The organism is Candidatus Uabimicrobium amorphum, assembly GCF_009002475.1.
Taxonomy (GTDB): Bacteria; Planctomycetota; Uabimicrobiia; order Uabimicrobiales; family Uabimicrobiaceae; genus Uabimicrobium; species Uabimicrobium amorphum.
This window is the reverse complement of record NZ_AP019860.1, coordinates 199,423-224,970: the sequence shown is the minus strand read 5'-3', so window position 1 is coordinate 224,970 and position 25,548 is coordinate 199,423. Positions and strand designations below refer to the sequence as shown.

At 40.3% G+C, this 25,548-nt stretch carries 18 protein-coding genes; 11 read left to right on the top strand and 7 right to left on the bottom strand.

All coding sequences use genetic code 11. The annotated features are described in order from the left end of the window. The first annotated feature begins 387 nt into the window (after positions 1–387). Positions 388–1,572 (top strand): fasciclin domain-containing protein, encoded by a 1,185-nt coding sequence (locus UABAM_RS00795; protein ID WP_151966087.1) that lies wholly within the window; start codon positions 388–390, stop codon positions 1,570–1,572. A gap of 183 nt (positions 1,573–1,755) precedes the next feature. Here UABAM_RS00795 and UABAM_RS00790 read toward each other — a convergent pair whose 3' ends face one another. From UABAM_RS00790 to UABAM_RS00770, 5 genes are all read right to left on the bottom strand, one after another. Beyond that, positions 1,756–2,397: a glutathione S-transferase family protein gene (locus UABAM_RS00790; RefSeq protein ID WP_173013055.1), complete on the bottom strand. Its 642-nt coding sequence runs from the start codon at positions 2,395–2,397 to the stop codon at positions 1,756–1,758. A gap of 138 nt (positions 2,398–2,535) precedes the next feature. Continuing rightward, positions 2,536–3,669 (bottom strand): S8 family serine peptidase, encoded by a 1,134-nt coding sequence (locus UABAM_RS00785; protein WP_151966085.1) that lies wholly within the window; start codon positions 3,667–3,669, stop codon positions 2,536–2,538. Beyond that, on the bottom strand, positions 3,656–5,479 hold the full coding sequence (locus UABAM_RS00780; RefSeq protein WP_151966084.1) for a S8 family peptidase: 1,824 nt from the start codon (positions 5,477–5,479) through the stop codon (positions 3,656–3,658). Before UABAM_RS00780 ends, UABAM_RS00785 begins: the two co-directional genes overlap by 14 nt. Positions 5,480–5,491: 12 nt before the next feature. Next, on the bottom strand, positions 5,492–6,175 hold the full coding sequence (locus UABAM_RS00775) for a hypothetical protein (protein ID WP_151966083.1): 684 nt from the start codon (positions 6,173–6,175) through the stop codon (positions 5,492–5,494). A 109-nt stretch (positions 6,176–6,284) separates the two neighbouring features. Then, positions 6,285–7,190: an NmrA family NAD(P)-binding protein gene (locus tag UABAM_RS00770; RefSeq protein ID WP_151966082.1), complete on the bottom strand. Its 906-nt coding sequence runs from the start codon at positions 7,188–7,190 to the stop codon at positions 6,285–6,287. A 283-nt stretch (positions 7,191–7,473) separates the two neighbouring features. Here UABAM_RS00770 and UABAM_RS00765 point away from each other — a divergent pair, with 283 nt between their 5' ends. Beyond that, on the top strand, positions 7,474–12,330 hold the full coding sequence (locus UABAM_RS00765) for a DUF3320 domain-containing protein (RefSeq protein WP_151966081.1): 4,857 nt from the start codon (positions 7,474–7,476) through the stop codon (positions 12,328–12,330). Between the two features lie 86 nt (positions 12,331–12,416). Next, complete coding sequence (locus UABAM_RS00760; RefSeq protein WP_151966080.1) at positions 12,417–13,253, top strand: metallophosphoesterase family protein; 837 nt, start codon at positions 12,417–12,419, stop codon at positions 13,251–13,253. A gap of 90 nt (positions 13,254–13,343) precedes the next feature. Here the strand turns inward: UABAM_RS00760 and UABAM_RS00755 are convergent, their stop codons facing one another. Continuing rightward, positions 13,344–15,677, bottom strand: a complete 2,334-nt coding sequence (locus tag UABAM_RS00755) for a choice-of-anchor L domain-containing protein (protein ID WP_173013054.1) — start codon at positions 15,675–15,677, stop codon at positions 13,344–13,346. Between the two features lie 273 nt (positions 15,678–15,950). Between UABAM_RS00755 and UABAM_RS00750 the strand changes: the two genes are divergently transcribed. Genes UABAM_RS00750 through UABAM_RS00735 form a run of 4 tightly spaced genes read left to right on the top strand, consistent with a single transcriptional unit; the run spans position 15,951 to position 18,365 of the window. Continuing rightward, positions 15,951–16,454: a hypothetical protein gene (locus UABAM_RS00750; RefSeq protein WP_151966078.1), complete on the top strand. Its 504-nt coding sequence runs from the start codon at positions 15,951–15,953 to the stop codon at positions 16,452–16,454. 12 nt (positions 16,455–16,466) lie between these two features. Continuing rightward, positions 16,467–16,940 (top strand): low molecular weight protein-tyrosine-phosphatase, encoded by a 474-nt coding sequence (locus tag UABAM_RS00745; RefSeq protein WP_151966077.1) that lies wholly within the window; start codon positions 16,467–16,469, stop codon positions 16,938–16,940. A 2-nt stretch (positions 16,941–16,942) separates the two neighbouring features. Beyond that, positions 16,943–17,791, top strand: coding sequence for a fructosamine kinase family protein (locus tag UABAM_RS00740; protein WP_151966076.1), 849 nt, complete (start codon positions 16,943–16,945; stop codon positions 17,789–17,791). A 13-nt stretch (positions 17,792–17,804) separates the two neighbouring features. Next, a complete protein-coding gene (locus UABAM_RS00735) occupies positions 17,805–18,365 on the top strand; it encodes a biotin transporter BioY (RefSeq protein WP_151966075.1) in 561 nt (186 codons plus the stop codon). On the opposite strand, the gene UABAM_RS00730 is transcribed toward UABAM_RS00735, so the two are convergent. Further along, complete coding sequence (locus UABAM_RS00730; protein WP_151966074.1) at positions 18,297–18,602, bottom strand: hypothetical protein; 306 nt, start codon at positions 18,600–18,602, stop codon at positions 18,297–18,299. The genes UABAM_RS00735 and UABAM_RS00730 overlap by 69 nt on opposite strands. Positions 18,603–18,783: 181 nt before the next feature. Here UABAM_RS00730 and UABAM_RS00725 point away from each other — a divergent pair, with 181 nt between their 5' ends. The 4 genes from UABAM_RS00725 to UABAM_RS00710 all read left to right on the top strand — a co-directional run bounded on the left by UABAM_RS00725 (position 18,784) and on the right by UABAM_RS00710 (position 25,504). Then, positions 18,784–21,843 carry a right-handed parallel beta-helix repeat-containing protein gene (locus tag UABAM_RS00725; RefSeq protein ID WP_151966073.1) on the top strand — a complete coding sequence of 1,020 codons (3,060 nt, stop codon included), beginning with the start codon at positions 18,784–18,786 and terminating at the stop codon, positions 21,841–21,843. 272 nt (positions 21,844–22,115) lie between these two features. Next, positions 22,116–23,996: a C25 family cysteine peptidase gene (locus tag UABAM_RS00720; RefSeq protein ID WP_151966072.1), complete on the top strand. Its 1,881-nt coding sequence runs from the start codon at positions 22,116–22,118 to the stop codon at positions 23,994–23,996. A gap of 81 nt (positions 23,997–24,077) precedes the next feature. Then, positions 24,078–25,253: a pyridoxal phosphate-dependent aminotransferase gene (locus UABAM_RS00715; RefSeq protein ID WP_151966071.1), complete on the top strand. Its 1,176-nt coding sequence runs from the start codon at positions 24,078–24,080 to the stop codon at positions 25,251–25,253. Positions 25,254–25,330: 77 nt separating this feature from the next. Further along, positions 25,331–25,504 carry a small basic protein gene (locus UABAM_RS00710; protein WP_151966070.1) on the top strand — a complete coding sequence of 58 codons (174 nt, stop codon included), beginning with the start codon at positions 25,331–25,333 and terminating at the stop codon, positions 25,502–25,504. Positions 25,505–25,548 lie beyond the last annotated feature (44 nt).

Sequence of the window (25,548 nt, the reverse complement as noted above, 5' to 3'; positions counted from 1 at the left end):
AAAGTATAAGTGCGGAAAGTATTAAAATTCTACGAAAAACACGAACGATCAACTAGATGCTTTGTACGAGTATACAATGTATTCTATCAGCATGGGAAACAAATAAAGTAAATCCTCTGGTTTTGAGTCTGACACCCTTGAACAAATAAAATAAATCCTCTGGTTTTGAGTCTGACACCACTCTTTGAGTCTGACACCACTCTTTGAGTCTAACACTCTTTAGAAGAGTGTGAACTTAATACACTTCATTTTACGTTTCTTTTTCTATTAAGTAATTTTTATTCTACAAAGCGCAACAAATGACAAAAATAAACTACAAAAACTTGACATGTTGAATTATATAAACTACAATAATAGTAAATCTAATTCAATCAAAAGGAGTTCATCGTGACAAAGTGGATTATCGTAACCATACTCGTCTGCGCCCCCAGCGCTTTTGCGGCAAATATTTTAGAAACAGCGCAACAAACAAATCAATTCAATACCTTACTGACAGCAATACAAAAAAGCGGTCTACAAAACACCTTGGAGGGAGACGGACCATTCACGGTTTTCGCCCCTACAGACGAAGCATTTGCAAAAATTCCACAGGAAACATTGCAAAAAGTGCTCGACGACAAAGCAACACTTGTCAACATACTAACGTATCATGTAATTGCAGAAAAATTAAACTCTTGGGAAATACTCGACAAGCGTTCCCTGAAAACAGTCAACGGACAGTTGCTAGCACCGACATATGATGGAAATAATTTGCAAATACAAAAAGCCAATATTACCACTGTCGACATAAAGTGCGACAACGGTGTAATTCATGTGATCGACAATGTTATGATGCCTGTTCTCGAAAACATTGCAGTGATCGCAACCAATGCCAAAATTTTTAACACACTAGTTGCTGCAGTAGAAAAAGCAGGTCTTTTGGAGGCATTGACTGGAGAGGGTACGTTAACCGTTTTCGCCCCTACAGATGAAGCATTTGCCAAAATCCCACAGCAACAAATTGAACAGTTATTGCAGGATAAGAATGCCGACAAACTAGTGGCGTTGTTGAAGTACCATGTGTTGGGAGAGTCCTTGTACGCACGAGATCTTTTAAAGGCACAAAATCGTGCGACACTGTTAGGTCAAACGTTGAATTTTTCTTATGAAAACGGCAACACACTTGTAGAAAAAGTGGTCATCTCCAAGCCCAATGTCGTGGCCAGTAATGGAATCATACATATTGTCGACCAAGTTCTTATTCCAAAAGACTGGTCATTAGAGACCGAGGGCGAAACTTTATCCCAGCAAAAAACAAATACCTTTTCACCGGAAAAAATGCAAAAAATCATCGAACTTGCCATTGAAAGAGGTGTTCCTCTTTACAACCACGGACAAGCTGCAGGATGTGCTGCGGTTTATGAGGTGACGATAAACTTTATCCTACAAGAACCCGGTTTACCTAACGATTTAGCCACAACCTTGCGTCAGGCATTAAACAAAGCGGATAATCAGAATTCGTATCGTTTAAAAGCGTGGACATATCGCTATGCGTTAGATGAAGCATACATGCGCGTTAAAAATATGAACTAGTTGTCATTCAAAATCTTATTCAGCTGTGCTCCGACGGCAAAAATAAAACAATAGAAGAAAATTAAGACGTGTTACGCCTCTCCCTGTGGGAGAGGCATGAGGCTTGTTGCTTTCAGCACAGCTGAAATCTACAAGACGATGGTGAGGGCACCAATATGGAAACGAATTCCGAAAACGTACAAATTATTCGTCGTCTTTAGATGGTGGGGTTATTGGTAGGAAAACGCCTACTTTTTGTGCAGCTTCTCGGTCTTTCATTCGCGCTAGATAGGATTCTACATTCGGTCTGTCTTGTATTAGTTTAAAATTATTGGCCCAATTGAGCGTCGAAGCAAGCATAACGTCGACAGCAGAAAACTTGTTATCGATAAAATAGTCTTGTTCGCCCAAGTGATCACTAATCATATCGAGAACAGGATTAAATTTCTCTACTATTTGAGCAAAGGCTTTGTTACGTTCGTCTTCGGGAAGTTGTGAGGATTTGAAACCGTCGTTTAAAATCGGTTCGATACTTGCAGGAATCATGAACATCCACTGCATGAATTTGCCGCGATGTGGTGAATCTAGTGCCGGCGCGAGTTGTTTGTCTTGGTATTTGTCGGCAAGATACACACAGATCGCTCCAGATTCGGTTAAAACTTTACCGTCTTCTTCAATAGCAGGGATTGCCCCTAAAGGATTGATCTTTAAATACTCTTCGCTTTTATGCTCTTGTTTCTGATAATCCAATCGGTGATCTTCATAAGCCACCCCCATTTCGGCGAGTAGCCAACGCACTCTACCACTACGGTCCATCGGGCCAAAAAAGTAAATTTTGATAGCCATTTTCATCCTTTCATAAAGTAAATGATTTTATGAAAGATAACATAAAGGCACACCGAAGTCAATAAAAACATACGGGATAAATACGGACAAACGGCGTGTTTTAAAGTTTGGTACCGTCACCGGTACCAAACTTTTATTCTACTTTAGTGCTTGTAAAAACTTTTCGATACTGAGAGTGTTTCCACCTGCAACATAGTTATTCAAATCTTCGACTTCTGTACTACCTTTGCTAGAAAGTAGTGCAGCAAAATAGTCTTCGTATGTTTTTTCCGAACCATGTTCGGAAATCGCCATAGCAATAGCAGCCGTAACATGTGCCGCCGCAATATTGGTAGAACTCACCTTACGATAAGTATTATTTGGAGCGGTTGTTAAGACGTCTTTGCCAGGTGCTGTGGTGTGAACAAATTGGTAACTATAGTTTGCCAAAAATGGTTTTTTATTGTCTTTGTCAACGCTTGTCACCATGAATACGTTTTCGTACGCAGCAAAAACCTTGCGGATTCCTTCTTGGCTTCCCAATTCCATGTGTATGTTGCCCGCTCCAACGACGATAGGAATACCTAACTTTTGCGCTTTATTCAACGCATTTTCTATCGCCTTGGTTTCTACACGACTCACTTCAGGAAAACGCGATAGCTGAACACTGATCAAGTTAATAAGTACTACATCAGGTTTTACTTCGCTAATGTGTCCAAGCGCACGTGCTAGCGTTGGGATGCGCGACTGACCATTGGTGTTTATGTAACGCACGGGATATATCGAGGCCTTCTTCAGAATCCCCTTAATTCCCTTACCATTGTTGTGCGTCGCGGCAATAACACCTGCCAAGTAGGTATCGTAACCATAGCGGTCATATGCCAAACCATCATTGTCCACATAATCCCAACCTACGAAGTTATCCACCAAATTGTCCCCATCATCGTCTTTGTTGTTGAAAGAACTACCATTATGTGGATTTTTTTCTTTGAGTTCTTTCATATTGATATGGACATTTGCTCTTAGGTCTTCATGATTGTAGTCAATACCACTACCAATGAGCATTATTTTTACGGCTTTACTACTTGAGTACTGGTCCCATACGCGCGGTGCAGAAACTTTTTGTAAATTCCATTGATCCGCGTACAATGGGTCCTCTTGTTCCTCTCCCACCGCAACAGGTTTTGGCGTAGGATCAATATTTGGCTTCGGAGGATCAATCAATCTTTTTCCATCGCATGCGATACATATGAGTACGAACAACAAAATGGAACAAATTCTACTCTTTATCATTTTTTTCCTCCGCTTTCACATATTCTATCTTATCGATGACGAAGCCTGCGCTTTCAAAATTGGCAAATGATTCCGAAAGTATAGGAATATAGCAGATAATTTTTCCTGAAGCTTCCTCCATACATACAGTCGCTCCAGCACGAAAGCCTTCGTCTGGTGTTTTAAATTCGCGTTCTTCATTTTTTTCAATCGCGACAAGTGCATTTGCAAAACGCACTAAAGCGGCATCACCTTTAATCCATGGAGTCCAAAAACCTTGAGGATATTGTTTCTCTACGCGGAAAATAAGTCGGTATGACTTATCGTAAATCGCAATAAAGTCAAAATTTGGAATATCGGCAACCAGCCACTTGAAGTGCACACGTACATAGTCCGCTTCTGGTTCGGCGATTCTCCATGTCTTATCGAAAAGTTCTTCATTGTAACGCGGGGCAGTGATGTTGAGGTCCTTACTTTCCACATTGTCTAACTGATAAAAAGCATTCACTTTATTGGCCAGTGCATTGTGCACGTTCAGACGTCCCTGGCTAGAAACCATACCAGAAAGTTGTGGCAAGACATCCACTGTTGATAACAATCTTTTTTTGATTTCCATTGGTTTTTTGCGCAAGTTGTTATCATGGGCGATCAACAACGCAGCGGCCCCCGCCACAAAAGGAGTCGCCATACTTGTACCAGAAAAAGCTGCGTAAGCGAACTTTTTATTGCGACTCATGCTCACGGGAATGGTACTCATAATAGAGACACCTGGTGCGGCAATGTGAACGGTGGAAGCTCCGTAATTGCTAAAGTTAGCCAGTTGGTCTTTATTATCTGTGGCAGCAACCGAAACAACATTATCTACCTCGTAGTTGGATGGATAGTGTGGAAAATGATCGTTATTCGAAGCGCTATTACCAGCAGCGGCAACAAACAAAACACCACTGTTCTTGGCTTTTTGTATCGCATACTCCATTAAATCATCTTTATCCCCGCCACCCCAACTATTGGAGAGAACGTCTACATTGTTTTTGATTGCATACATAACAGCAAGATATGCATCTGAGCTGGAACCAGAACCTTCTTTGTTGAGGAACTTCAATGCCATTAACTTTACATTCCAGTTAACACCCGCAATTCCTTTGTAGTTATTGGGTGTTGCACCGATAATACCTGCGCAGTGTGTTCCGTGAGCATTGTCATCCATAGGATCAGGATGCCCCAGTTGCCCATGATAAGTTCTCTTACTCACACCGGTAATAAAATTCCATCCGTATTTATCATCGGTGTAACCATTGCCATCGTCATCTTTACCATCCACACCTTTGAGTTCTTTTTCATTTATCCACATATTGCCTTTTAAATCAGGGTGTGTATAGTCAATACCAGTATCAATGACACCAACGATGACGTCGCGACTTCCTTTGTTTAATTCCCATGCTTTGAGAACCGCAATATCAGCTCCTGCTGTTCCTTGGGCACCCGATGGACTATCTTGCCCAATATTGTTCATTCCCCATTGATGTAACCAAAAAGTATCTTTGGGGGCCTTCACGTCACGAAGAGTATGAATCCAGTTTACTTGTGCAAAATCGATATCGCGAAGTAATTTCATTTCTTTTGCCATCTGCAAAACGTCGCTATTTTTTGCGACACGCAGTACGTAAATATCACTATCTATCGATTCAACGTCGTGTAGTACACATTGTTTCTTTGCTAGGTAATCTTTCGCGACTTGTAAATTTCCCTTCACAATAATTTGTGCGGGGACATAGTCCTTGGCTTGAAGCAATACGCAACTAACGAGTAATACGAACAACCATTTTTTCATATTCGATCCCCCTTATTTTAATTTGCTATGTAATTGATTGCCAATAGTTGTAAAACGCTGTTTAAAAAACAATAAGATGGGATGAACCTTTGGTTCTGTCGTTAAATGAAGTGTTTTCTTTACAGACGATAACCAATGAATGATAAACAGGTTTGTCAATGAAAAAGCCTGTTGCACCGTCCATTGCATACCAGTACTTTTTGCCACAACAGTTAGTTTAAGAGAACGAACATCAAATTTATCCATGGCAAAATCAAAGTAATCGGTATATAACTTACATGGCGAATCTAACTGAATCGTTGCCATGGGAAATACTTTGATTTTTGGATCTTTGATCATTGCCTCTGGGTAATCAACTGTAGTGACTTTAAAAGTAACCATCGCTTCGGGATAGTAGTCAATATTTGACTTGACAAAGAAATAAACTTTCTTTTGTACAGTAGTTGATTTTTTGCGTGGGTCTTCTTTTTCGCTAATAACCTCTTCGAAAATTTTATCGAATCTTTCGATATAATATTCTTCACTAAGAGCTTGAAAAAACTGATCTACAAATGCTTGTGGTTTCAATGTTGCTTTGTTATTCCACATCAATGTAGATGAGACAGCACTCGGTGTTAAGGTTATTTTTTTTATGACATTGTCTTGGGCAGTTAGAAAGACTGCACTCAACAACACATATATAAAAAATTTTCTCATACGATATCCTTTATATAGAACAAAATATATAGTAATGCTCTCTATAACAATACAAGGAGAATAGAAAAATGTCAAATGCGGAAAATTTTGTATCGTTTATAGATACTCTTTATTCCGTACAAAAGACTTCTTCGCGCAAAAAATCCTCTACTTTTGTCCACTTTATATCATAGCGATCATTGTCTAATTTTTCGAACTTGGGTTTTCCGCCAAACATGCTGTGGAAATATTGCATTCCTTGCCATGCGGGGTACAAGTCATTACTCTTTGGCGTAAAAAACTTCGTCATCGCGATAAAAATCTTTAGTTGTGTCAGGCCACCTGGACGAAACGTTTTAAATTTTTTACCACTTGCATTTGTTGCTGCGACAGCGAGACCTCGCGGAGATATTTCATCTCCAGAAATTTTCAACCATCGCGGAGTTTTTTCGTCTAGCGCGGCGTGGGCTGTGTATTCAGCGGTATTGTCAATTGTGGTAAAGTCGAGTAGTTGTTGCGCGTTTCCCCAGTGCAAAGCACGTCTTATTTTGTACAGTAAAAAAGGTGCAGTGTCTTTTAGCATGTTGGTAAATGCACCATTTAATATCGAAGTGACTTCGATAGGTGTATCGGAAATTTTTTGGTAGAATTTGAGCCGTAAATTTAAATTGCGATTGGATTTTTCGGGAATCTTGGTGTAGTCTATGGCAAAGTCCGAGGGGAAAAACCGTTTTACGTTCGCCTCTAATACTGCTAGATATAGGTTGTACTGGGCATCGACAATAACGTCTTCTAAGCCTGATAGACAACTTACCACACAGTGAGCCCCCTCCAGTGCAGAGGCCATTTGCTCGACATCCGAGTAGTCAACTTGCTGGATTTCACAGCCGAGTTGTTGTAATTCATTTATACTTTGTGATTGTGTACTACGCCTTGAGAGTACTCTAACACGGGCATTTAGCTTTAATAGATATTTCGCTACTCTACGACCTAAGTCTCCTGTTGCTCCCGCTATGATGATTAAGTTGTTGGTCATTTGTTGCCCTTCGTTGGTTTTAGAAAAAATTTTCCTTGCAGATTACGAATAATCAGCGCCAATTTATAATCGATTACCCTAAAGTATAAACCTAGAACATAAAATTTGCGGTAAAATATCTCACACAATTTTGCATGTACTACATAACCAAATTCTGTCAGTGGCATATACATGCAAACGGTGAAAAGTAACTAACTTAAGTCGCAAACCAACCGTGGGCCAAACGGTCATCGGTTAGAAAATCTACACTTCAAAGTTGAAATTTTTTTTTATATGTGAAATAATGAAGCTGTACAAGGCGTGCCAAAGAGCACGCCTTATGCGTTTTGTTACCAAAAAATTCTACATGCTGGAGAAAGAGAATATGCAGGAATTTTCTACCTCAGACATTGAAAAGCAGTTGCAGCTAGCACGCCAAAGTTTACTTGACTTGACCATGCGAAACCGCCTCATCAACTACCAACCATCGTCGTCTCGTAGTGTACAAATTATCGACGACAATCCACATAGTGCCTATGAATTTCTGGTCATCAAAGGAAAAAATATCGACATCAAACCAGGACGTCCACCGGAAAAGGTAGAAGAAAAAGTAAACACCGAGCAAGAAAATGAAGACCAAAAAAATGAAGACCAAGAAAACGAAGAACAACAAATTGAAGATGAACAAGCTGCACAACAGAAACGCGAATACGAGGAACGTTTAGAGCGACAACGAGAGCAACGTCGCGAATACGAAGAAAAACGTGGACGAGGAATGCGCCACTCGGACCTGAAGAGCAAAGATTTAGAAAAACGCATGTTTAACACTTATCAAAAAGCGCGCATGATTATCGAAGAACAAGGCTACACGGCTTTGTTTGTCGCGGCGGGTTTCTTGCGTTGGGTGGACGACAAAGAAAGTTGCTTCTCACCACTTATCTTAATCCCTGTAGAATTGTTTCGCACACGTGTTGGAAGGTCCTTCAAAATGCGTTGGACGGGGGAAGATATTATTACCAATATCTCTCTCCAAGCCAAACTCAAAGAAGAAGGTATTGCACTTCCTGATTTTGAAATGCCCGATCGCATTAGCGGCGTCGACAAATATATCAAAGAAATCAACAAAATTATTGCCGAACAAGAGCAGTGGCAAGTAGAGGATGATGTTTACCTTGACTTCTTCAGTTTTACCAAGTTTGTGATGTACAACGATCTTGCTCCTGAAGCGTGGCCAGAAGATATGACTCCTGCAAAACATCATCTGATTCAGTCCATTTTCTACTCGCAAGAAAACGCACCAGAGAATGAAGCCACCGAGTTCAATGCGCCTCTTAAGGATTTGTATCATGTCATGGATACCGATGCCTCACAAATGGCCATCATCGAGGATGCGAAACGCGGAAAAAATTTAGTGGTAGAGGGTCCTCCGGGTACAGGAAAGTCGCAAACGATCACCAACATTATTGCGGAATTTATGGCGCGTGAAAAAAGCGTACTTTTTGTCAGCGAAAAAATGGCGGCTCTTGAGGTGGTGAAAAGTCGTTTGGACAAAATCGGTTTAGGGGATTTCTGTTTAGAACTTCACAGCCGTAAAGCGCGTAAACAAGACGTTTTAAATGAACTACAACGTACATTGTCCATTCCTGGTCCGCAAAAACCGGAAATGGAAGAGAAATTTATACAGATAGAAAGTTTACGTAACGAACTCAACGAATATGTCGACATTTTGCAAAATCCCATAGGAGAAATTGGGCTCTCTCCTTTTGACCTGCATTTGATGCGCGAATCTGCACGCCAACATTTTGACAGCGAAGATATTCCCCGCATGACATTCCGCGAAATCGAAAATGTTGCAGTGGAAGACTGGGAAAAGGCCAAATCACTGTGCATTAGTTTTTCACAAGCTCTTGAAGTCGTACAACCAGTGTCTTCACATCCGTGGCGCGAATGCGCTCCGGGGATGATCTTGCCTTCTGACGAAGACAGTATCAAAAAACAACTGGTGAATACTTTGGCGCATATTGAGAGTGTACGCGAGAGTGTAGAATTTTTACAAAAAACCACACATGTGGCAATGCCTGACAACCTGGAAAATATTAGTAAAACCATCGAAGCCACCAATTTAATGGCTGACATTCGCAAAATTTCACAAAAAGTCATTGAACATCGCGAATGGGAAAATCCCACGGGAAGACCGCAACATCTTATCGAACAGGTAGAAAAAGCGCAACAACTCAAAAAAGACATTCTCGAAAAATTCGAAGAACGCGTTTTGAGCAAAAACGTCCCCGAAGTTTTACGCGAATTTAAGCATAGTGCTATGAAGTTTGTGCCATCGTTAAATGGTCGCTTTCGCTATCTGCGTTGGGATATCCGTTTTTGGTATAAAGATCATGCAAAAAGACCACCACAACAAGTCATTTTAGACCTAGAACAAGTCAATGATTACCTAAACCTCGTACATGACATACAACAAAAATATCAGGAAGGAACCAACCTTTTTGACTTTTTATGGCAAAGTGAAAATAGCGACACCAAAGCGTTGCGTTTGTTCATGCAGTGGATGGAAAAACTCAAATTTTTCTTATCGCGCAAAATACTTTTGCCAGAATCATTGGAGGTGTTGGAGGAAGGTGTTGTTCCCGAAGACATTCGCTTGTGCGCGCAACAAATTGCTGCAAGTCAGGACTCACTAGAAAAAGATCTCGACGAGCTCTTTGGTAAAATAGGGGCAAAAATCGATAAAACCTTTGGTTGCCAACTGCAAAATGTACCCATCAGTACTTTGTCGCAACAAATTCAGTTATGGCTCAAAGAAATCCATCACTTACAACGTTGGTCACAGTACTACTCTTTTCGTAAGCAATGCAGTGATACAATTGCCTACTCGATGGTAGACATTATCGATGAAGACTTACTGACCCACGAAGATGTTATTCCTTGTTTAGAAGCCAATCTCGCCGATGCCCTCCTTGAACATGCTTTTATCAAATACCCTTTTTTGGCGAATTTTATCAGCAAATTGCACGAAAGCAAGATAAAACGTTTTTGCGAACTCGACAAAGAAATCATTTACTACAATCGTTACCGCTTGTCGCACAAATTGCATTCTTTGCGTCCACAAGTACTCGGGGGAGCATCACCCAATTCTGAAGCCGGCATTTTACTCAGTGAGTTTAACCGCAAACGCGGGCACATGCCGATTCGCAAGTTAATGACCCTTGCCGGACACCTCATTCAAAAAGTCAAGCCGTGTTTTATGATGAGTCCGTTGTCCATCGCCAAATTTTTAGATCCACGCAATGTGCGCTTTGATGTGATTATTTTTGACGAAGCATCACAGGTTCGTCCCGAAGATGCATTAGGCGCGTTGCTACGTGGCGACCAAGTAATCATTATGGGTGACAGTCAGCAGTTACCACCAACGAGCTTTTTTGACTCGATTATTCAAGAAACCGAAAGCGAAATCGCAACTATTTCCGATATGGAGAGTATTCTACACCAATGTAAACGTACTTTTCCAACACGCATGTTGACAAACCACTATCGTAGTCGCCATGAGTCACTCATTGCGGTATCAAATAAGCAATTTTACCACAATAATCTAACGGTGTTTCCGTCGCCAGTATCGCATTCGTCGCGTTTGGGATTACACTTAAATTATCTCAAAAATACGGTGTACGACCGCGGAGGAAGCCGCATGAACCTAAACGAAGCGCGTAGTGTTGCCAAAGCAGTGACCGAACACTATCGCAATTCCCCGGAAAAAAGTTTGGGTGTCGGTACTTTCAATATCCAACAGCAACAGGCGATCTTACAAGAAATTGAACTCGAAATGATCAAGTACCCTGAGGTAGAAGAAGCGATTAATAGCAACATCTACGAGCCATTTTTTGTCAAAAACCTCGAAACCATCCAAGGTGACGAAAGAGATGTGATTTTCCTGAGTATGGGCTATGGTTTTGATCAACAAGGAAAACTCTCTCACAATTTTGGTCCCCTAAACCAAGATGGTGGTGAAAGACGTCTCAACGTTCTTATTTCGCGAGCCCGAGAAAAGTGTGTTGTGTTCTCCAATTTTCGTGGACGCGATTTAAAAGTCGACTCGCAAAGCCCTCAAGGATTACAAGTTCTGAAAACCTTTCTTGAATTCGCAGAAAATCGCCAAATAAAACGTGTTGACCATTTTGCGGTAACCTCTTCGGCCATGCAAGAAACACTAGAAGAATTTATTGAAAATCAGGGATACAAAGTGGAACGCAACATCGGATGCGGGAATTTTCGCATTGATCTCGCCGTTGTACACCCACAAAACGATAAATACTACTCGCTAGCCATCGAAATAGATAGCACCAAGTACCTTGATAATCCCTTTACACGTGAACGCGAACGCCTATACCGTGAAATTTTACGTGGCTTAGGCTGGAACCTTCATCAAATTTGGTTTCCCGAGTGGTACCGCAACAAAGAAGCTACTGAAAATGCACTACTCGAAATTATCGAAAATAGCAATCACCAAGCAATGGATTTTGTACCCGCAGACGAAGAAAAAATAGAAGAGAACCTACCCGCTCCACCGCCAATGGAAAAGAAAGAAGAAGCGAAACAACAACCTATTTCGGAATATAAATTGTGCAAAAAACTCAGTTTTGATACCTCAGGAGATTTCCAACAGCAACCAGAAACCATCTTAATTGCGACAGTCAGCGAAATCACCGAAGTCGAAGGGCCAATCCATCTTGATGAATTGCAGCGACGCATACGCACGTTGTGGAGTATCAAACGCAAATCCAGTAAATTAACGGAGTTAATTGAACAAACAGTCAATGAAGCCCAAGAGCAAGGGCGCGTTTGTGTACGCGATCGTTTTATTTGGCCTCACGACATGACGGAGGTTACCGTACGACGTCGTTTCAACGATTCCCCCGCAAAAGTCGACTATATTTGCGAAGAGGAAATGCGCGAAGCACTGCAACTCGTCATCAAACGTCAACACGCCACGAAGTTCAAAGACTTGATGAAGCAAGCCTCGCGTTTTCTGGGTTTTAAAACCGTTACCCGCGCTGTTAGTGATAAACTCGGGAGCATCATAGAACAACTAGTTAACGAAGAAATACTCACCGAACTCTCCAATGGAATGTACGACTTGACGAATGGCTAGTATTGTGAACCATAGAGCAAGCGGGCTCGGACTCGGGCTCGGGCTCGGGCTCGGGCTCATATTCAAATCAGTAAAGGAAAATCTACATGACAACATACGCACTGCTTTCGGACATACATGCCAATTTAGAAGCTCTTGAGGCAGTTTTACAAGACATCGAAAAACGCAATGTGGACGAAATTATCGTATTGGGTGATGTAATAGGGCACGGCCCCAACCCCCGTGAGTGTTGGAAAATAGTTTCGGAGATTGCCAAATTCATTCTAGTAGGCTACAACGAACAACAAATCATCTCCGGAGTAAAACTCAAAGATGACATGTTAATATGGACAGTAAAAAAACTACGCCTACTTGATAGCTGGGATGCTTTTGTGCATATGGCACAAAATAACGAAGAGCAACAATCTATGCGCATTTACAACGGCAAAACATTTGTACATGCCGCACCAAGTAATACCACCAAAGAGCACATATGGCCCGGCCACATACAATATTTTATTTTACACAATGAGCAACTAGATAGACGTCTAAAAAGTTTTATGGACGAATTCACTACACCTCACGGTTTTTTTGGTCATACACACGTTCCCACGGTGCTCACACACTACGAAAACCACAACATTTTCGATGGGCAATGGAATAAAGAACTAACTTTTTTAGGTCCAAATAGTATCTTCTTTGTCCCCCAGGGGAATATACGCATAGAAAATCTAGAGGACAAACGCATTTTCATTAACCCTGGTAGCATAGGACAATCCAAAGACAAGGATCAAAGAGCTTGCTATACCATATATAATGAACAAAGCGTAGAGTTTATCCGCGTTGATTACGATGTCGCCGCTGTACAAAACAAAATAGCCAAAATCAATATTGATCGCGAAATGCGCAATCACCTCTGTGATCTTTTACAAAACGCTTACTAAATTACAAATATGGCATCGCGGTAGAAATATAGGGGCGGACCTAGTGTCCGCCCGCCCCTCAAATACAGATAGATATATGTTTCCTGTTCCCTAATTCAATGGGTCAGTTGTTCCCACACTCTCGTATTCATGCCACTGAAAATTGTCAATTACCACAAGCGAGTCGTAGATTTCATCTCCCTCGTCGTGTACAGAGAACGTGAGTTTAAACGTTTCGCCACCTTCGATTGGCCAACTGGTACGTAACCATGAAGTGGAACCACTGCGGTCAAATCCGGTGCCGCGATTGGAAATGGGATGAAAGGGGTTTTGAAAATAGTTGTTGTCCACTTCAATCGATGAATTATTTGAATCAAACGCAATATTGGTTGGGGCACCGTTGTTCGTAGATTGCGCTTCAATATTCGCATAAAACGTATCGTTGTAATTTTGCTTTACATACTCGGGATATTCTGCGGAAAAAAAGTTAAAATCAAAGGAGAAGCTCTTAGCGCCGCGCGGGGCTTTTAGAGTGATGGTTACCTGGTGAAGATCGTGTATGCGCACTTTGCTTTCATTCACCGATTGTCTTTTTCCCATGTACTTAGGGTGTGGATCACTGTATTGATTGGTGCTGATTTTTCCTCCACCTTTTTTGTTCGTGTTGTCAATAGGCCCCGACGCAATAACTAGAAATTTATACCCTTCGCGTGGCCGCAACTGAGTAGAATTGCCTAACTGCGACCGAACCTCAATGGCTTTGCGCGGATCTGCTCCGTTTTTTTCCGCTGCGACAACATGTGCATCTTGTAATCCCAAAGCATGTACGATTGCCGTGGAATCTTTGTCTAAACTTTGTAGTTGTTCACCGCCTTCAAGTATTTTTTTGTACATTGCAATCCAAGTTGCAACTTCTGTCATTTCGGCGTCAGCAGACATTGTCTTCACTTGTTCTTCCACAGCCGCGATCGCCTTTAAATTGTCTTCCGTATTTTCGTCGGCAATAACAAATTCTTTGAACATCTCCGCAAAGGCAACAATTGCATTGCCTTTTTGTATCTGCTGATATTTTTGCTGCAACATATCGCGAACACTTGTGCGAATCGTTACGTTTTTCTTGTCATTGCTAAGTGGATCGATAAATTCTGCTTCGAATACAAATTCCTGTTCCAGCGCAACATCATCATTCTTATTCGTCGCGATAATCTGATGGTAAATCATCTGGTCATTGGGAGACAAATGCTGGGGGACTACCTCACTGGCAACTGTCGAAACCTGCTCACCGTGAAATTTAACCATTTTCCATCCAGCAGGCATTACCATTTTCAAACGCACATCTTTTACCGCTAAGTCAAAATTAGAAACAAAATTTTCTTCGAGAGCTTTACCAATGTCAGCGGTATTGTCGATAAAAAAATAAGCCCCTTTACCCGCATCGGTAAATGCATTCATCAATCCATCGTTAAAACCTTCGCCAAAACCAATCCCCACAAGATAAATGCCCTTACGCTCAGAATCGGCAGAATGTTTCTTAATGATGTCAATCGAAAGTTCTCCAGCGTTTGCTGCCCCATCACTTAGAAGAACTACGCGATTCAAAAACTCATCGATATAGTTTTTTTGCGCCAACTCGTAGGCAACGCGAATACCTTCGTTTAGATCTGTGATATCATCTGGTTTTAAAGATTGTATTATTTTATCGATCATCGTCGGTATGTGCTCCTTACCGACCTGGACATTATCAACGATCACTTGTGAACTACGATTGCAAACCACGGCAGAAAAACGATCCCCCTTTTGTAAAACCATAGGGATTTTTTTCATAAACTCCTTCACTAACTCCATGGATTTCCCTGCCATAGAACCCGAAACATCAATAAGAAAAGTAAAGTTCACCGGTATCATCGACTGCCGCTCGCGATTTTCCGCACGTACAGCAACCTGTAGTGTATACTCATTATTCTCATCTTTTTTCATTTCTGGATAAATAGCCACACTTCCCTGTGGTGCAGGAGGATATACAAATGAATAGTAATTCAAAAATTCGTATGTACGTATCGCATTGGGGTTCACATAACGTCCCTCTTCGATATATTTTCTCACAACAATAGGAGAAGCCTGAGAATTAGAGTCATCTGCTGACAAATACAGTGTAGTTTCGCGCTCCGCAACGTCATCATTTTTGTTGTTGTCTTTGTCTGGTGATTCGGAATCGATTTCTTCTTTTTCGGATTTCCCTTCATTTGCCGGTTCTTCAGGAGACACTCCCACCTCCAGATCACTCGACATATCGAGAGCCATCCCATCTGTCACCATTTCACCTTCGCCACTATCATCAGCGCTGCCTATGGAACTGCTATTCAATTGGGTTTTCATTTCGGTGTTGTTTTGACAACCAACAATGCATAAAATCAATGTAAGAAATATAAACATATCGCGTGCCATTTTATTCTCCTTGTGTAGAGCATACATTTACCATTAGAACTTCCTACATCCTAATATACCAAAGAAATGTCATGCGTCTGTCATGGTTTTATCATATTCCCAATAACTTTTTGTCATCATATCTTTGTTGATGCAAGTCGTGAACACAGAGCTATAGACACCGACATTGAAATGCAAGTTCCCCAAAAAATAATTTATTGTAAAAAGACGCTCAATTTAGATAACATAGTAAAAATATTTTTTACCTCTTTAAAATGACGTAAAGGAACTGCTATGTTGGACTTTTTAATTTTCGATATTATCGCCAGCCTTCGACTTCTAGATACGACAACAAACATTTACATACAATTTTCCTTTCTAACATTGTATTGCCTGGGATACTTTTTTACTTTTGTGAAACTAGGTTATGGGAAAGCCGCCTTTGCCTTACTATTTCCCATCATAAACTTAATCATTATTTTTGACTTTATCGAAAAACCCAAGTGGCTTATATTGCCATGGGTTTTATTTGCATATGTACTTTTTGCATATAGCATAGGAAACCAAGCGATTGAAATCACATCTCGTATCCTGTTCTGGCTCGTAAACTTTTATATTTCCGCATTACTTTCTCTACGCGTCGCACAAGCTTTTTCCAAAGGAAAACCCTTTGCCACATTTTTGTTTTGCTTTGGCTCTCTGGGTTACATTTCCCTGGCTTTCTTTCAGGTCGTTGGTATCAAAAAAGGTATTGTTGGCAAAAGACGTAAAGCTGTTCCTGGCGCACGCATAACCTAAAGGAGATTCGCCATGAAAAATATTCTATTTGTGTGCCTGGGTAATATTTGTCGTTCGCCTGCCGCAGAGGGTATCATGAACAAAATCTTAAGCGATAAACAGTTAACGCATAAATACACATGCGACTCTGCGGGAACAACTGGTTATCATACAGGTGAAAGCGCCGATGCCCGAATGATCGCACACGCGAAAAAAAGAAACTACGATCTCACCAGCCGTGCGCGACAGTTTGATCCTTCGAGTGATTTTGAAAAATTCGATTACATCATCACGATGGACCAACACAACTATGAAAATGTGCGCGATCGTAATTATGATAAACAACACCACCACAAAATACATCCCATGGTATCATTTTGTACGAAGCATCAAGTAGATAAAGTACCTGATCCTTACTATGGTGGAGCACAAGGGTTTGAACGAGTACTTGATATTTTAGAAGATGCCTGTCATGGTCTACTCAAGCACATGGAAGATGAAAACTAAGTATGTTACCGCAACACATAACAGTAAAAGTCCAAGATGCCCTGAAAAGCAGAATAGTTGCCACAACTTCGGTAAGCGGTGGATGTATTGCGCAGAGTTATCGCATTGATTTGCAATGTGGGAAGAAATTTTTTCTCAAAACACATCCTTCCCAAGACTTTGCAAAAGAAGCCAATGGGCTTAATGAAATCAAAAAATCTGGAGCCATAGCAGTCCCCGAAGTCATTTTGTATGAGAAAAACTTTTTATTACTTGAATGGATAGAAAGCGGTCATAAGCCCGCTGATTTTTTTAAGAAATTTGCGATGGACTTTGCACAACTGCATCGTTACACCAACAACCACTTTGGTTTTTATGAAGATAACTACATTGGAAGTATGCCGCAAAAAAATATTTATGATACGCAAAGCTGGAGTGACTTTTACCACAATAAACGTTTACTATTTCAGATGAAAGCTGCCGAAAAAAACGGTTATGTCACAACACAGCTTACCCAAGCTTTTGTGAACTTAGAAAAAAAGCTCCCGCAATTAATGGAGGGAAGTGAAAACGTGGCATCTTTGTTACATGGCGATTTGTGGGCAGGTAATTATATGGTCGGTAAAAACGGAGAGGCCGTTCTTATCGACCCTGCGGTTTATTACGGAAATCGTGAAGCAGACCTCGCCATGACGATGCTATTTGGCGGCTTTTCTCGCGAATTTTATGAGCAATACAACAAATCATATCCTTTGGCCCCTAATTATGAAAAACGCATCGATTTATACAAACTATACCATGTCCTCAATCACATGAATCTATTTGGCACTTCCTATCGTTCTCAAGCAATCAATATTATGGAAAATTTATAAACTAGGAGCGATAATGGTTTTTTACTCTCTCATTTTTACCATCTTGATTATCATAGGAAGCCAAATTAGCATAGATGTTCCCATGAGCCCAGTCCCCATAGTTCTTGCCAACTTTTTTACCTTATTGTCCGGGCTACTGTTAGGTAAAAAATGGGGAACAATAAGTGTTGCGGCATACTTATTATTAGGCGCTATTGGTTTTCCTGTGTTTGCCGGAAGTACAGGTGGACTCGAAATACTGTTTGGCAAAACAGGTGGTTATCTATTTGCATACTTACTCTCCACTTTTCTTGTGGGTATGATATCGACATATGGCAAGCATTCATGGAAAAAAGATATATTTGCCCTTATCGTCGGTGTATCCACATTATTTCTCGTCGGACTACCATGGCTCAAAATATCATTGGGATTAAGCTGGACAGATACGATCTCCATTGGTTGTACCCCTTATCTTTTAGGTGCTGCCATAAAAGCAACCCTAGCCTTTGCCATTGCGCAAATTCCATTACTTCGACGTTGCTCTCTTGATGCAGTACACCGCAATTATCAAATGATAAATAACAGCTACGGGTAATAGGGCAAAATAAAAGACCCAACCAACTTGAGCAAATCCTTCATTGAAAATAATGACAATCATTGGTCCTGTAAGCATGATGCTAAGGGGAAGCATCATTAACCAAAAGTACTGGTTTGCCAACTTGTAATTTTTCTTAAACAAAAAGGGAATCGTGGGCAAAAACGAAAATACCGCAACAATTGCGATCACAACGATCGTCGCAATGTGGAACCCACCTTCAATAAACACCTTCATCTTACTCTCCTAAACAGTTTTGACAGGATTAACAGCATAGAAATTGACAGTATTAACAGCAACATTCTAGTTTATAAAAAAATACTCTGGCGGCAAGCAAAAATATACCTTATCATTTAATTAAGGTGTTTACGTTCTTAAACGGTTTATATTACGTGGCAGCAGCAAAAAGGGGTTTATTGTGGAATACAGAAAAAATAACGGTATCTATTGGGGGCTCTTAATAGTTATTTGTTTTTTGATAGGAATTTCTTTCTGGGAAAGAAAAGAGATAAAACGTGAAATGGAACTGCGCGTACTACGTGAAGTGACATATTCTTTAGTGAAAGAAAAACTCTACTCACAGGCGTGGAGTTACGTTAGCTCTTATCAACTTGACGATCAAAAAAATATTGACCACTACAAAAATTTCGTCAAAAATGAAGCACAACGTGAGAGACAACGAATTTGGATTTCGCTAAAAAAAACTTGGCAAACCACCGACGCCAAACAACGCGAAAAAAACTTAGACATTGTCACGAAGGCGCGGCAACATCAACTGTTGGATAACATAACGTTTTTTGACGAAAAAGTACTGCAATTGCCCAAGCTAAAAAAAGCAACTATTCCCGAAAAGCGTCTTGCGGAAGTAGAGAAAAAGGTAATGGCAAAAGCTCCTGAAAAAACTCCCGAAGTCGTTTTGCCAAAAGCGCCACAACAGATACAAGTTCCACAGAAAAAACTGACGATTGCCGAACAACTGGCACAAGATTGGGAAGAGCTACTCGCCAAAGAAAAACCTGCTGTGCGCGGAACACTAAAAGAAATAGAAAAACACATTCAAATAAAAAACAATTGGCGATACATGTTTCGCGGCAAGGGAAAAAATATACTAACAACTCGCTCAAAAGCTTTAATTCCCTTAATGTTGTCCACAATGTCCAAAAAATTCTCTCGTGACTATTATTCGCTGCAGTATGCCGCGAAAATACTAACCATTTTAACGGGCAAAGAAATTAAATTCACACGATACAAGACTGCCCAAGAATTAGAAAAATTAGTGGCGTGGTGGATCAAGGATAAAGATAAAATTACCATTGATTATAAATCCTGGGATCGCCAAGCAAAAGACAACTGTATTCAACAAATCCTCGAAGTAACCACCACAAATAATAGCTATTATTCTTCTTTCTATCGAGAAAACGCTAAATTTCGTAGTTTAAAATCCGTTCTCGACATGCTACAAAAAGAAACCTCATATCGACCATTTGTCGACGTCAAATGTGTGCCGGAAATGATTCCGCAACTTTTAGAACAAACATCTGGTCAAAGATGGTGGGGCCTTGTACATATCTTTCGCAATATGTACAAAGAAGGACATTTTGACAACATTGACAAAATCGTCGATAGCGACGAACATGCGGCAATGGCTAGGTTTATATGTGTACTGGCTTTGTGGAAAAATGGTAAGACATTTTCGGCCAGTCAACTATTTGCGATTGCGCAACAAGAAAAAAATGCAATGAACCAAGCATTAATGATCATGGTACTACGCCACGCAGAGAATACCAAAGATGTCATCCCACAGTTACTACGTAAACTTGATCAATCGGACAATCGTTTACAACAAGCCATTTGTTACGCACTCGAAGAATACAAACCAACCAAAGAGCAACGCTTTATTTTTACACCCTACCTGCCCGCCATCGAGAAAATGTTGATTTACTCATTAAATGACAATCGCGTGCTTTGTGTTCTAGCAAATATCTCTAGCCGACAAGCCACAGAAATACTCATTTCCTATGTAGAAAAAGTATATAGGAATCCCAAACAAAAACATATTTTAAGCCAGGGGCTTAAATACGTAAAACAAGCGACATCGGCAAGTTGGAACACACACAAATATTACGAAAATAACTATCAAATAGCCAAAAAAGTTATCCAAGATTGGCGTGGAGTGGAAAACAAAGAGAAAGCCGTCGAGTTGCACAACGAGAAAATTACATGGAAAAAAGATTTACCGCAAGGAAAAACCACCACAATAAAAGGTGAAAAACAAATGCGACAAAGTCTCATCAACAGCACGCTACGCAGTGTTAAATCAGGAGACATTGTTGAATTAACCCCGGGGGAATATTATGGTAATTTTACGATTCCGGCAGGAGTTACGTTTCGTGGATCATCCCCGAATAGCGTTCAAATAAACGGTACGATTACATTGCTGTCAAAATCAACGCTGGAAAATATCACCATTCACAGTTCCCACACACCCGTTGTGGTAAAAAATGCTAGCGGAGCCTTAGTAAAAAACTGTTGGATAAAAGGGGTCACAGGGCGCACGGGTATCCAAAATACTTCGGCTATTTTCATACAAAATTCCTCTGGTGTTGTGCTAATGCAAAATGTTGTATACGATGTCGGAGTTGATAGCCCCGCACAAGTTATGGCGATCCATATGCAACAAAGTAGCGGTATCATTACCAACAACATCGTAGGACGTATTATTGCCAAAAATAATCCCGCCTATGCAATACATATTGAAGATTGTAAGGCCGTGCGCGTGTATAACAATACGATAGCACATGTAAAAAGTACGAATAGTAGCGGATATGGTATATATATTGATAGTGCCAGTTCGACGCTTGTGGAAAACAATATTGTATACAGCATTATTGGTAAGGAAAGTTATGGCGTTGTCAATCAAAGTAACTCCACACAAGTACAATACAACACCGTTTTTGATGCACAGTTGCCCTATGTGGGTGAATCCCATAGTAACCACATACGCAATCCCGTTTTTACAAATGACCGCGAAGGCAATTTTACCTTACAAGCGACCTCTCCGTGCCTGGCGATTGCGAATATAGACGCAAAACCAAATGTTGCAGGTATCGAAGCGACTTCTTTCGTCAATCAGTTGGGAGCCTTAGGTGGACACAATGTTTTCGATAAAAAATACAATGAATTTTTACAAAAATTTACCCCACAGAAAGGCAGCGCATTCCAGCAACGACGAAATATATGGATGGGGTATTCGGGAAGAATGCTAAAAAAATACCTACACGAACTACGAGACCCCTTGAAGAAAATGCGTGCTAAGATACAAATTAAGCGCTACAAACAAACGGCAGTAGAAGTTCTACAAATGATCGTAGATCGCAAAGGGCCTGCGGAGTTTAGGGGCTTAGAAGTACAGGCGCGACAAATCTTAAGTGAAATGAAGCGCGAAATGAAAATTGGTTCGTGGTCTTTTGGCAAATAGTTGTTACTTTTAGTTACAGTGTAACACAGCGTAACAATTTTGAAAGGTGTTTGTGCCAACAATTGCACAAACAACCACAATTAATTTGTACACAAAAATTTTTTTCATTTTGCTGTTATATCAGTAAATATAGAATTTTTTCGTTGCTGAACAATGCTATTTTTGCTATTTTTTTATAGTTAGGTATTATTTTTGCTTATGTTGTTTTTGTAAAATAACATGTGAAAATATTACAAATAAAATAAAACTCTCTGTTTCTAGATGTCCTAGAAATGGAATTTGCCAACACTGTGTTGGTAAAATATTCGGAGGTTACTAAACATATGAGTTTACGTAAATTATTAGTTGCTCTACTAGTAGTGTGCTTTGCGTTCTCATCAGTATCATTTGCTGAGTGGCAAGCCCTTTCTTCTGATGCACCACAAGGTCTTCAGGTAAAAGTATTAAAATCTACACCTAATCTAACCAAGCTAGAGCTTACTCTACCTGGTTATCACATTGGTTATGTTAAGCATCCAACAGGCGAGAAGCCATTCTGCATTCAATTCATCATTCCAGACGCAAGCTGGCATATGAAAGCTGAATGTCCTAACTTGCCACGTATATCTGAACTTGTTCAGATTGCAAACAACGGAACAGCACAAATGGAAGTTATCTCAACTGAAGAAGTTGAAGTAGACCTTCCTGGTTGGGTTATTCCTTCTAAAGGACACTTAACACGTGACATTAATCCTGCAACTGTACCTTACAAATTTGGTCCAGTTTATGATCAAAACAATTTTTATGTAGAAGATGGTAAACAATTCACAATGGGTGAAGAATTCATCATGCGTGATGTACGTGGTGTTCGCATTAGCGTTATGCCTATTACAGTTAACCATGTTACCATGAAAATGCGTGTTGTCAAAAAAGCAGTAGTCGCAATCAAAACTGATGGTGTTAGTGCTAACAATACTCTATCTGTATCCAGAGTTCCTTCTCAAAACTTTGCTTCTCTATACAACAACGCTTTCTTGAACTACCAAGCTCCTGCTGGTGCTAACAATGCACTACCTGCAGAAGACAACAAAGTTCTTGAAGTAATTGTATACGATGCTTTCGCTGGTCTACAATCTTTCATCGATTGGAAAGCAACAAAAGAAGCTAAAGGTTACACCGTAACTGTTAAAGAAGTTAATGATAGTACTTCAGCTAAAGACATCAAAAACTATCTTGCACAACGTTTTCAAGCAGCTCACTTTGGTTATGTAGTACTTGTTGGTGACATCGCACAAGTTCCTACACTTCAAGGTCCTTACGAAAACGCTGACGCTGATTCAATGTTTGTTCGTCTAGAAGGTAATGATAACTATCAAGACGCTTTCATCTCTCGTATTTCTGGTAACAACGCTAAAGAAATCGACGTTCAATTCGACAAAATCATTCGTTACGAAAAGTCTGCAAAGCCAGGTATGTGGAACAAATCTGTTCTAGGTATCGCAAGTGACGAAGGTTATCCTCACTCTGATGAAGATCGTATGGATTGGATCCTAAGAGGTGGCAGTAAAGGTCAAAAGCAAAAAGTTGACAAAAAAGGCTTAATGGGCATGGGCTATGAAAAAGATTACAAAGCTTATGGTTATTCTGCAAAAGCTTCTGACGTTGCAGCTGCTTTAGAGAATGGTGTAAACGTTATCTGCTATATCGGTCACGGAAGTGCTACTTCTTGGGTAACTAGCGGTTTCAGTAATTCTCACATTAAAAATCTACGTAACAGTGAAATGCTTCCAGTTATCTGGAGTGTTGCATGTGTTAACGGCGAATTCGATCGTCGTGAGTGTTTCGCAGAAGCTTGGTTACGTCAACCAAACGCTGGTGCAGTAGCTGTTGAAGCTGCTTCTACCAACGAAGCATGGGTTCCACCTTGTGATAAGCAAGCAGCGACCATCAATGCATACATCAATAGAAAACACAAAACTTTTGGTGCACTAGAAATGGCTGGACGTTTAGCAGCTCTTAAACTTTGGGGTGATGGAAATCGCGATCAAGGTACACAACTAGCTGATCAGTGCAACCTATTCGGCGACTGCACAATGGTTGTTCGTTATCCACAAACTGACACAGTCGAAAAGAAGACAAAGAAGGTTTTTGGAGTAGAAGTTGAAGTTAAGTAATTTCAGTTACTAACTAAATTTCATTACAGAACACGAAACGGGGAATTTTTCCCCGTTTTTTTTATTGGTAAAGGCATATATATGTTAACGGCAAAACGTGTTAGCTCACCTCAGAAGACTATTTTTGCTCAAATGACAGCACTGGCAAAAGAGTACAATGCAATCAATCTCGGGCAAGGATTTCCAAATATGCCTTGCGCCTCCTTTATAAAAGAATTTGCCCAAGAAGGTATTCACAAAAATTTAAATCAATATGCTCCGAGCAGTGGACTACCCCTTTTAACACAGGCAATTGCAAATCTATATTCGCCGCAGTTTTCAAATCCAATTGATCCGGCAAAAAACATTACAGTTACTGTCGGAGCAACAGAGGCAATCTTTGCCACCTGTCAAGCTTTCGTAGAAGAAGGAGACGAAGTTATTCTCTTTGAGCCATTCTACGATTCTTATCCAGCATCAATTAAGATGGCAGGAGGCACGCCAGTATACATCCCTCTTACTTACGAAAACGATGAATGGGTATTTGATCGCGACGAATTGGAAAAATTGTTTAACAACAACACCAAACTTATTTTTATCAACACACCACATAACCCTTGTGGAAAAATATTTACAACAGAAGAGCTATCTTTCATCGCACAACTATGTTTAAAATATAATGTGCTTGCTGTATGCGATGAAGTATATGAATACATGATCTTCGACAATAATCAACATCAGCGTATGGCAAATATGGAAGGGATGGCCGAACATACCATCACCATTTCGAGTGCTGGTAAAACTTTTGGTGTGACGGGCTGGAAAATAGGGTGGATTATTGCCAATGATAAGTGGATTCAAGCGATCTGCGAGGCAAGACAATGGATATCATTTTCTGTAGCAACACCTTTACAATATGGTATCGCCAAAGCGATTGAAAAAGCGCAACAAAACGATTTCTTCACCACAATGCAACAAGAGTACCAGCAAAAACGCGACTTACTCATCAACTGCTTGCAAAAAAGTAACTTGCAGGTATGTAAACCAAATGCTACTTATTTTATCATGGCAGATCATAGCGATTACAATTTTTCTGATGATGTTGCTTTTTGTGAATACTTAACCAAGGAAGTAGGGGTAACAGCCATTCCGCCGAGCTTTTTTTATAGTGCGTCTCATCGTCACCTTGCAAAAAATTATGTGCGATTTTGTTTTTGCAAAGATGAGGAAACTTTAGCAAATGCGGGAAAAAAACTTGAAAAATTGCACAAAAAATAATACTATTGCCCTTAAGAATATTAAATCGATGTCTCCCATAGACAACATTAAGAAACAATTATTATGAGGTATTTTTCATGACTATTCATAAAAGTCTACGTATTAAGTCAGGTGCGAATAAAGTACGTAACGTGTTAAAAAGAGAAGAACGTCTGGCTATTTTGGCAAAAGAAGGTCGTTGGGAAGAAGGCAAATCTGTTTATGGATTGCCAAAAACCAAAACCGGCGTTACACTAAAGAAAAAGAAGTAACAAAAGCAGTCTTCTTATTTTTATATGAGGCGTTCGTTTCATGT

Excerpts from the sequence above, each read along its gene's own strand:
- UABAM_RS00740 (WP_151966076.1), top strand. The coding sequence starts at position 16,943 with ATGTTACCGCAACACATAACAGTAAAAGTCCAAGATGCCCTGAAAAGC.
- UABAM_RS00765 (WP_151966081.1), top strand. The coding sequence starts at position 7,474 with ATGAAGCTGTACAAGGCGTGCCAAAGAGCACGCCTTATGCGTTTTGTT.
- UABAM_RS00715 (WP_151966071.1), top strand. The coding sequence starts at position 24,078 with ATGTTAACGGCAAAACGTGTTAGCTCACCTCAGAAGACTATTTTTGCT.
- UABAM_RS00750 (WP_151966078.1), top strand. The coding sequence starts at position 15,951 with ATGTTGGACTTTTTAATTTTCGATATTATCGCCAGCCTTCGACTTCTA.
- UABAM_RS00710 (WP_151966070.1), top strand. The coding sequence starts at position 25,331 with ATGACTATTCATAAAAGTCTACGTATTAAGTCAGGTGCGAATAAAGTA.
- UABAM_RS00735 (WP_151966075.1), top strand. The coding sequence starts at position 17,805 with ATGGTTTTTTACTCTCTCATTTTTACCATCTTGATTATCATAGGAAGC.
- UABAM_RS00770 (WP_151966082.1), bottom strand. The coding sequence starts at position 7,190 with ATGACCAACAACTTAATCATCATAGCGGGAGCAACAGGAGACTTAGGT.
- UABAM_RS00790 (WP_173013055.1), bottom strand. The coding sequence starts at position 2,397 with ATGGCTATCAAAATTTACTTTTTTGGCCCGATGGACCGTAGTGGTAGA.
- UABAM_RS00730 (WP_151966074.1), bottom strand. The coding sequence starts at position 18,602 with ATGAAGGTGTTTATTGAAGGTGGGTTCCACATTGCGACGATCGTTGTG.
- UABAM_RS00755 (WP_173013054.1), bottom strand. The coding sequence starts at position 15,677 with ATGGCACGCGATATGTTTATATTTCTTACATTGATTTTATGCATTGTT.
- UABAM_RS00775 (WP_151966083.1), bottom strand. The coding sequence starts at position 6,175 with ATGAGAAAATTTTTTATATATGTGTTGTTGAGTGCAGTCTTTCTAACT.
- UABAM_RS00745 (WP_151966077.1), top strand. The coding sequence starts at position 16,467 with ATGAAAAATATTCTATTTGTGTGCCTGGGTAATATTTGTCGTTCGCCT.
- UABAM_RS00780 (WP_151966084.1), bottom strand. The coding sequence starts at position 5,479 with ATGAAAAAATGGTTGTTCGTATTACTCGTTAGTTGCGTATTGCTTCAA.
- UABAM_RS00785 (WP_151966085.1), bottom strand. The coding sequence starts at position 3,669 with ATGATAAAGAGTAGAATTTGTTCCATTTTGTTGTTCGTACTCATATGT.
- UABAM_RS00720 (WP_151966072.1), top strand. The coding sequence starts at position 22,116 with ATGGAATTTGCCAACACTGTGTTGGTAAAATATTCGGAGGTTACTAAA.
- UABAM_RS00760 (WP_151966080.1), top strand. The coding sequence starts at position 12,417 with ATGACAACATACGCACTGCTTTCGGACATACATGCCAATTTAGAAGCT.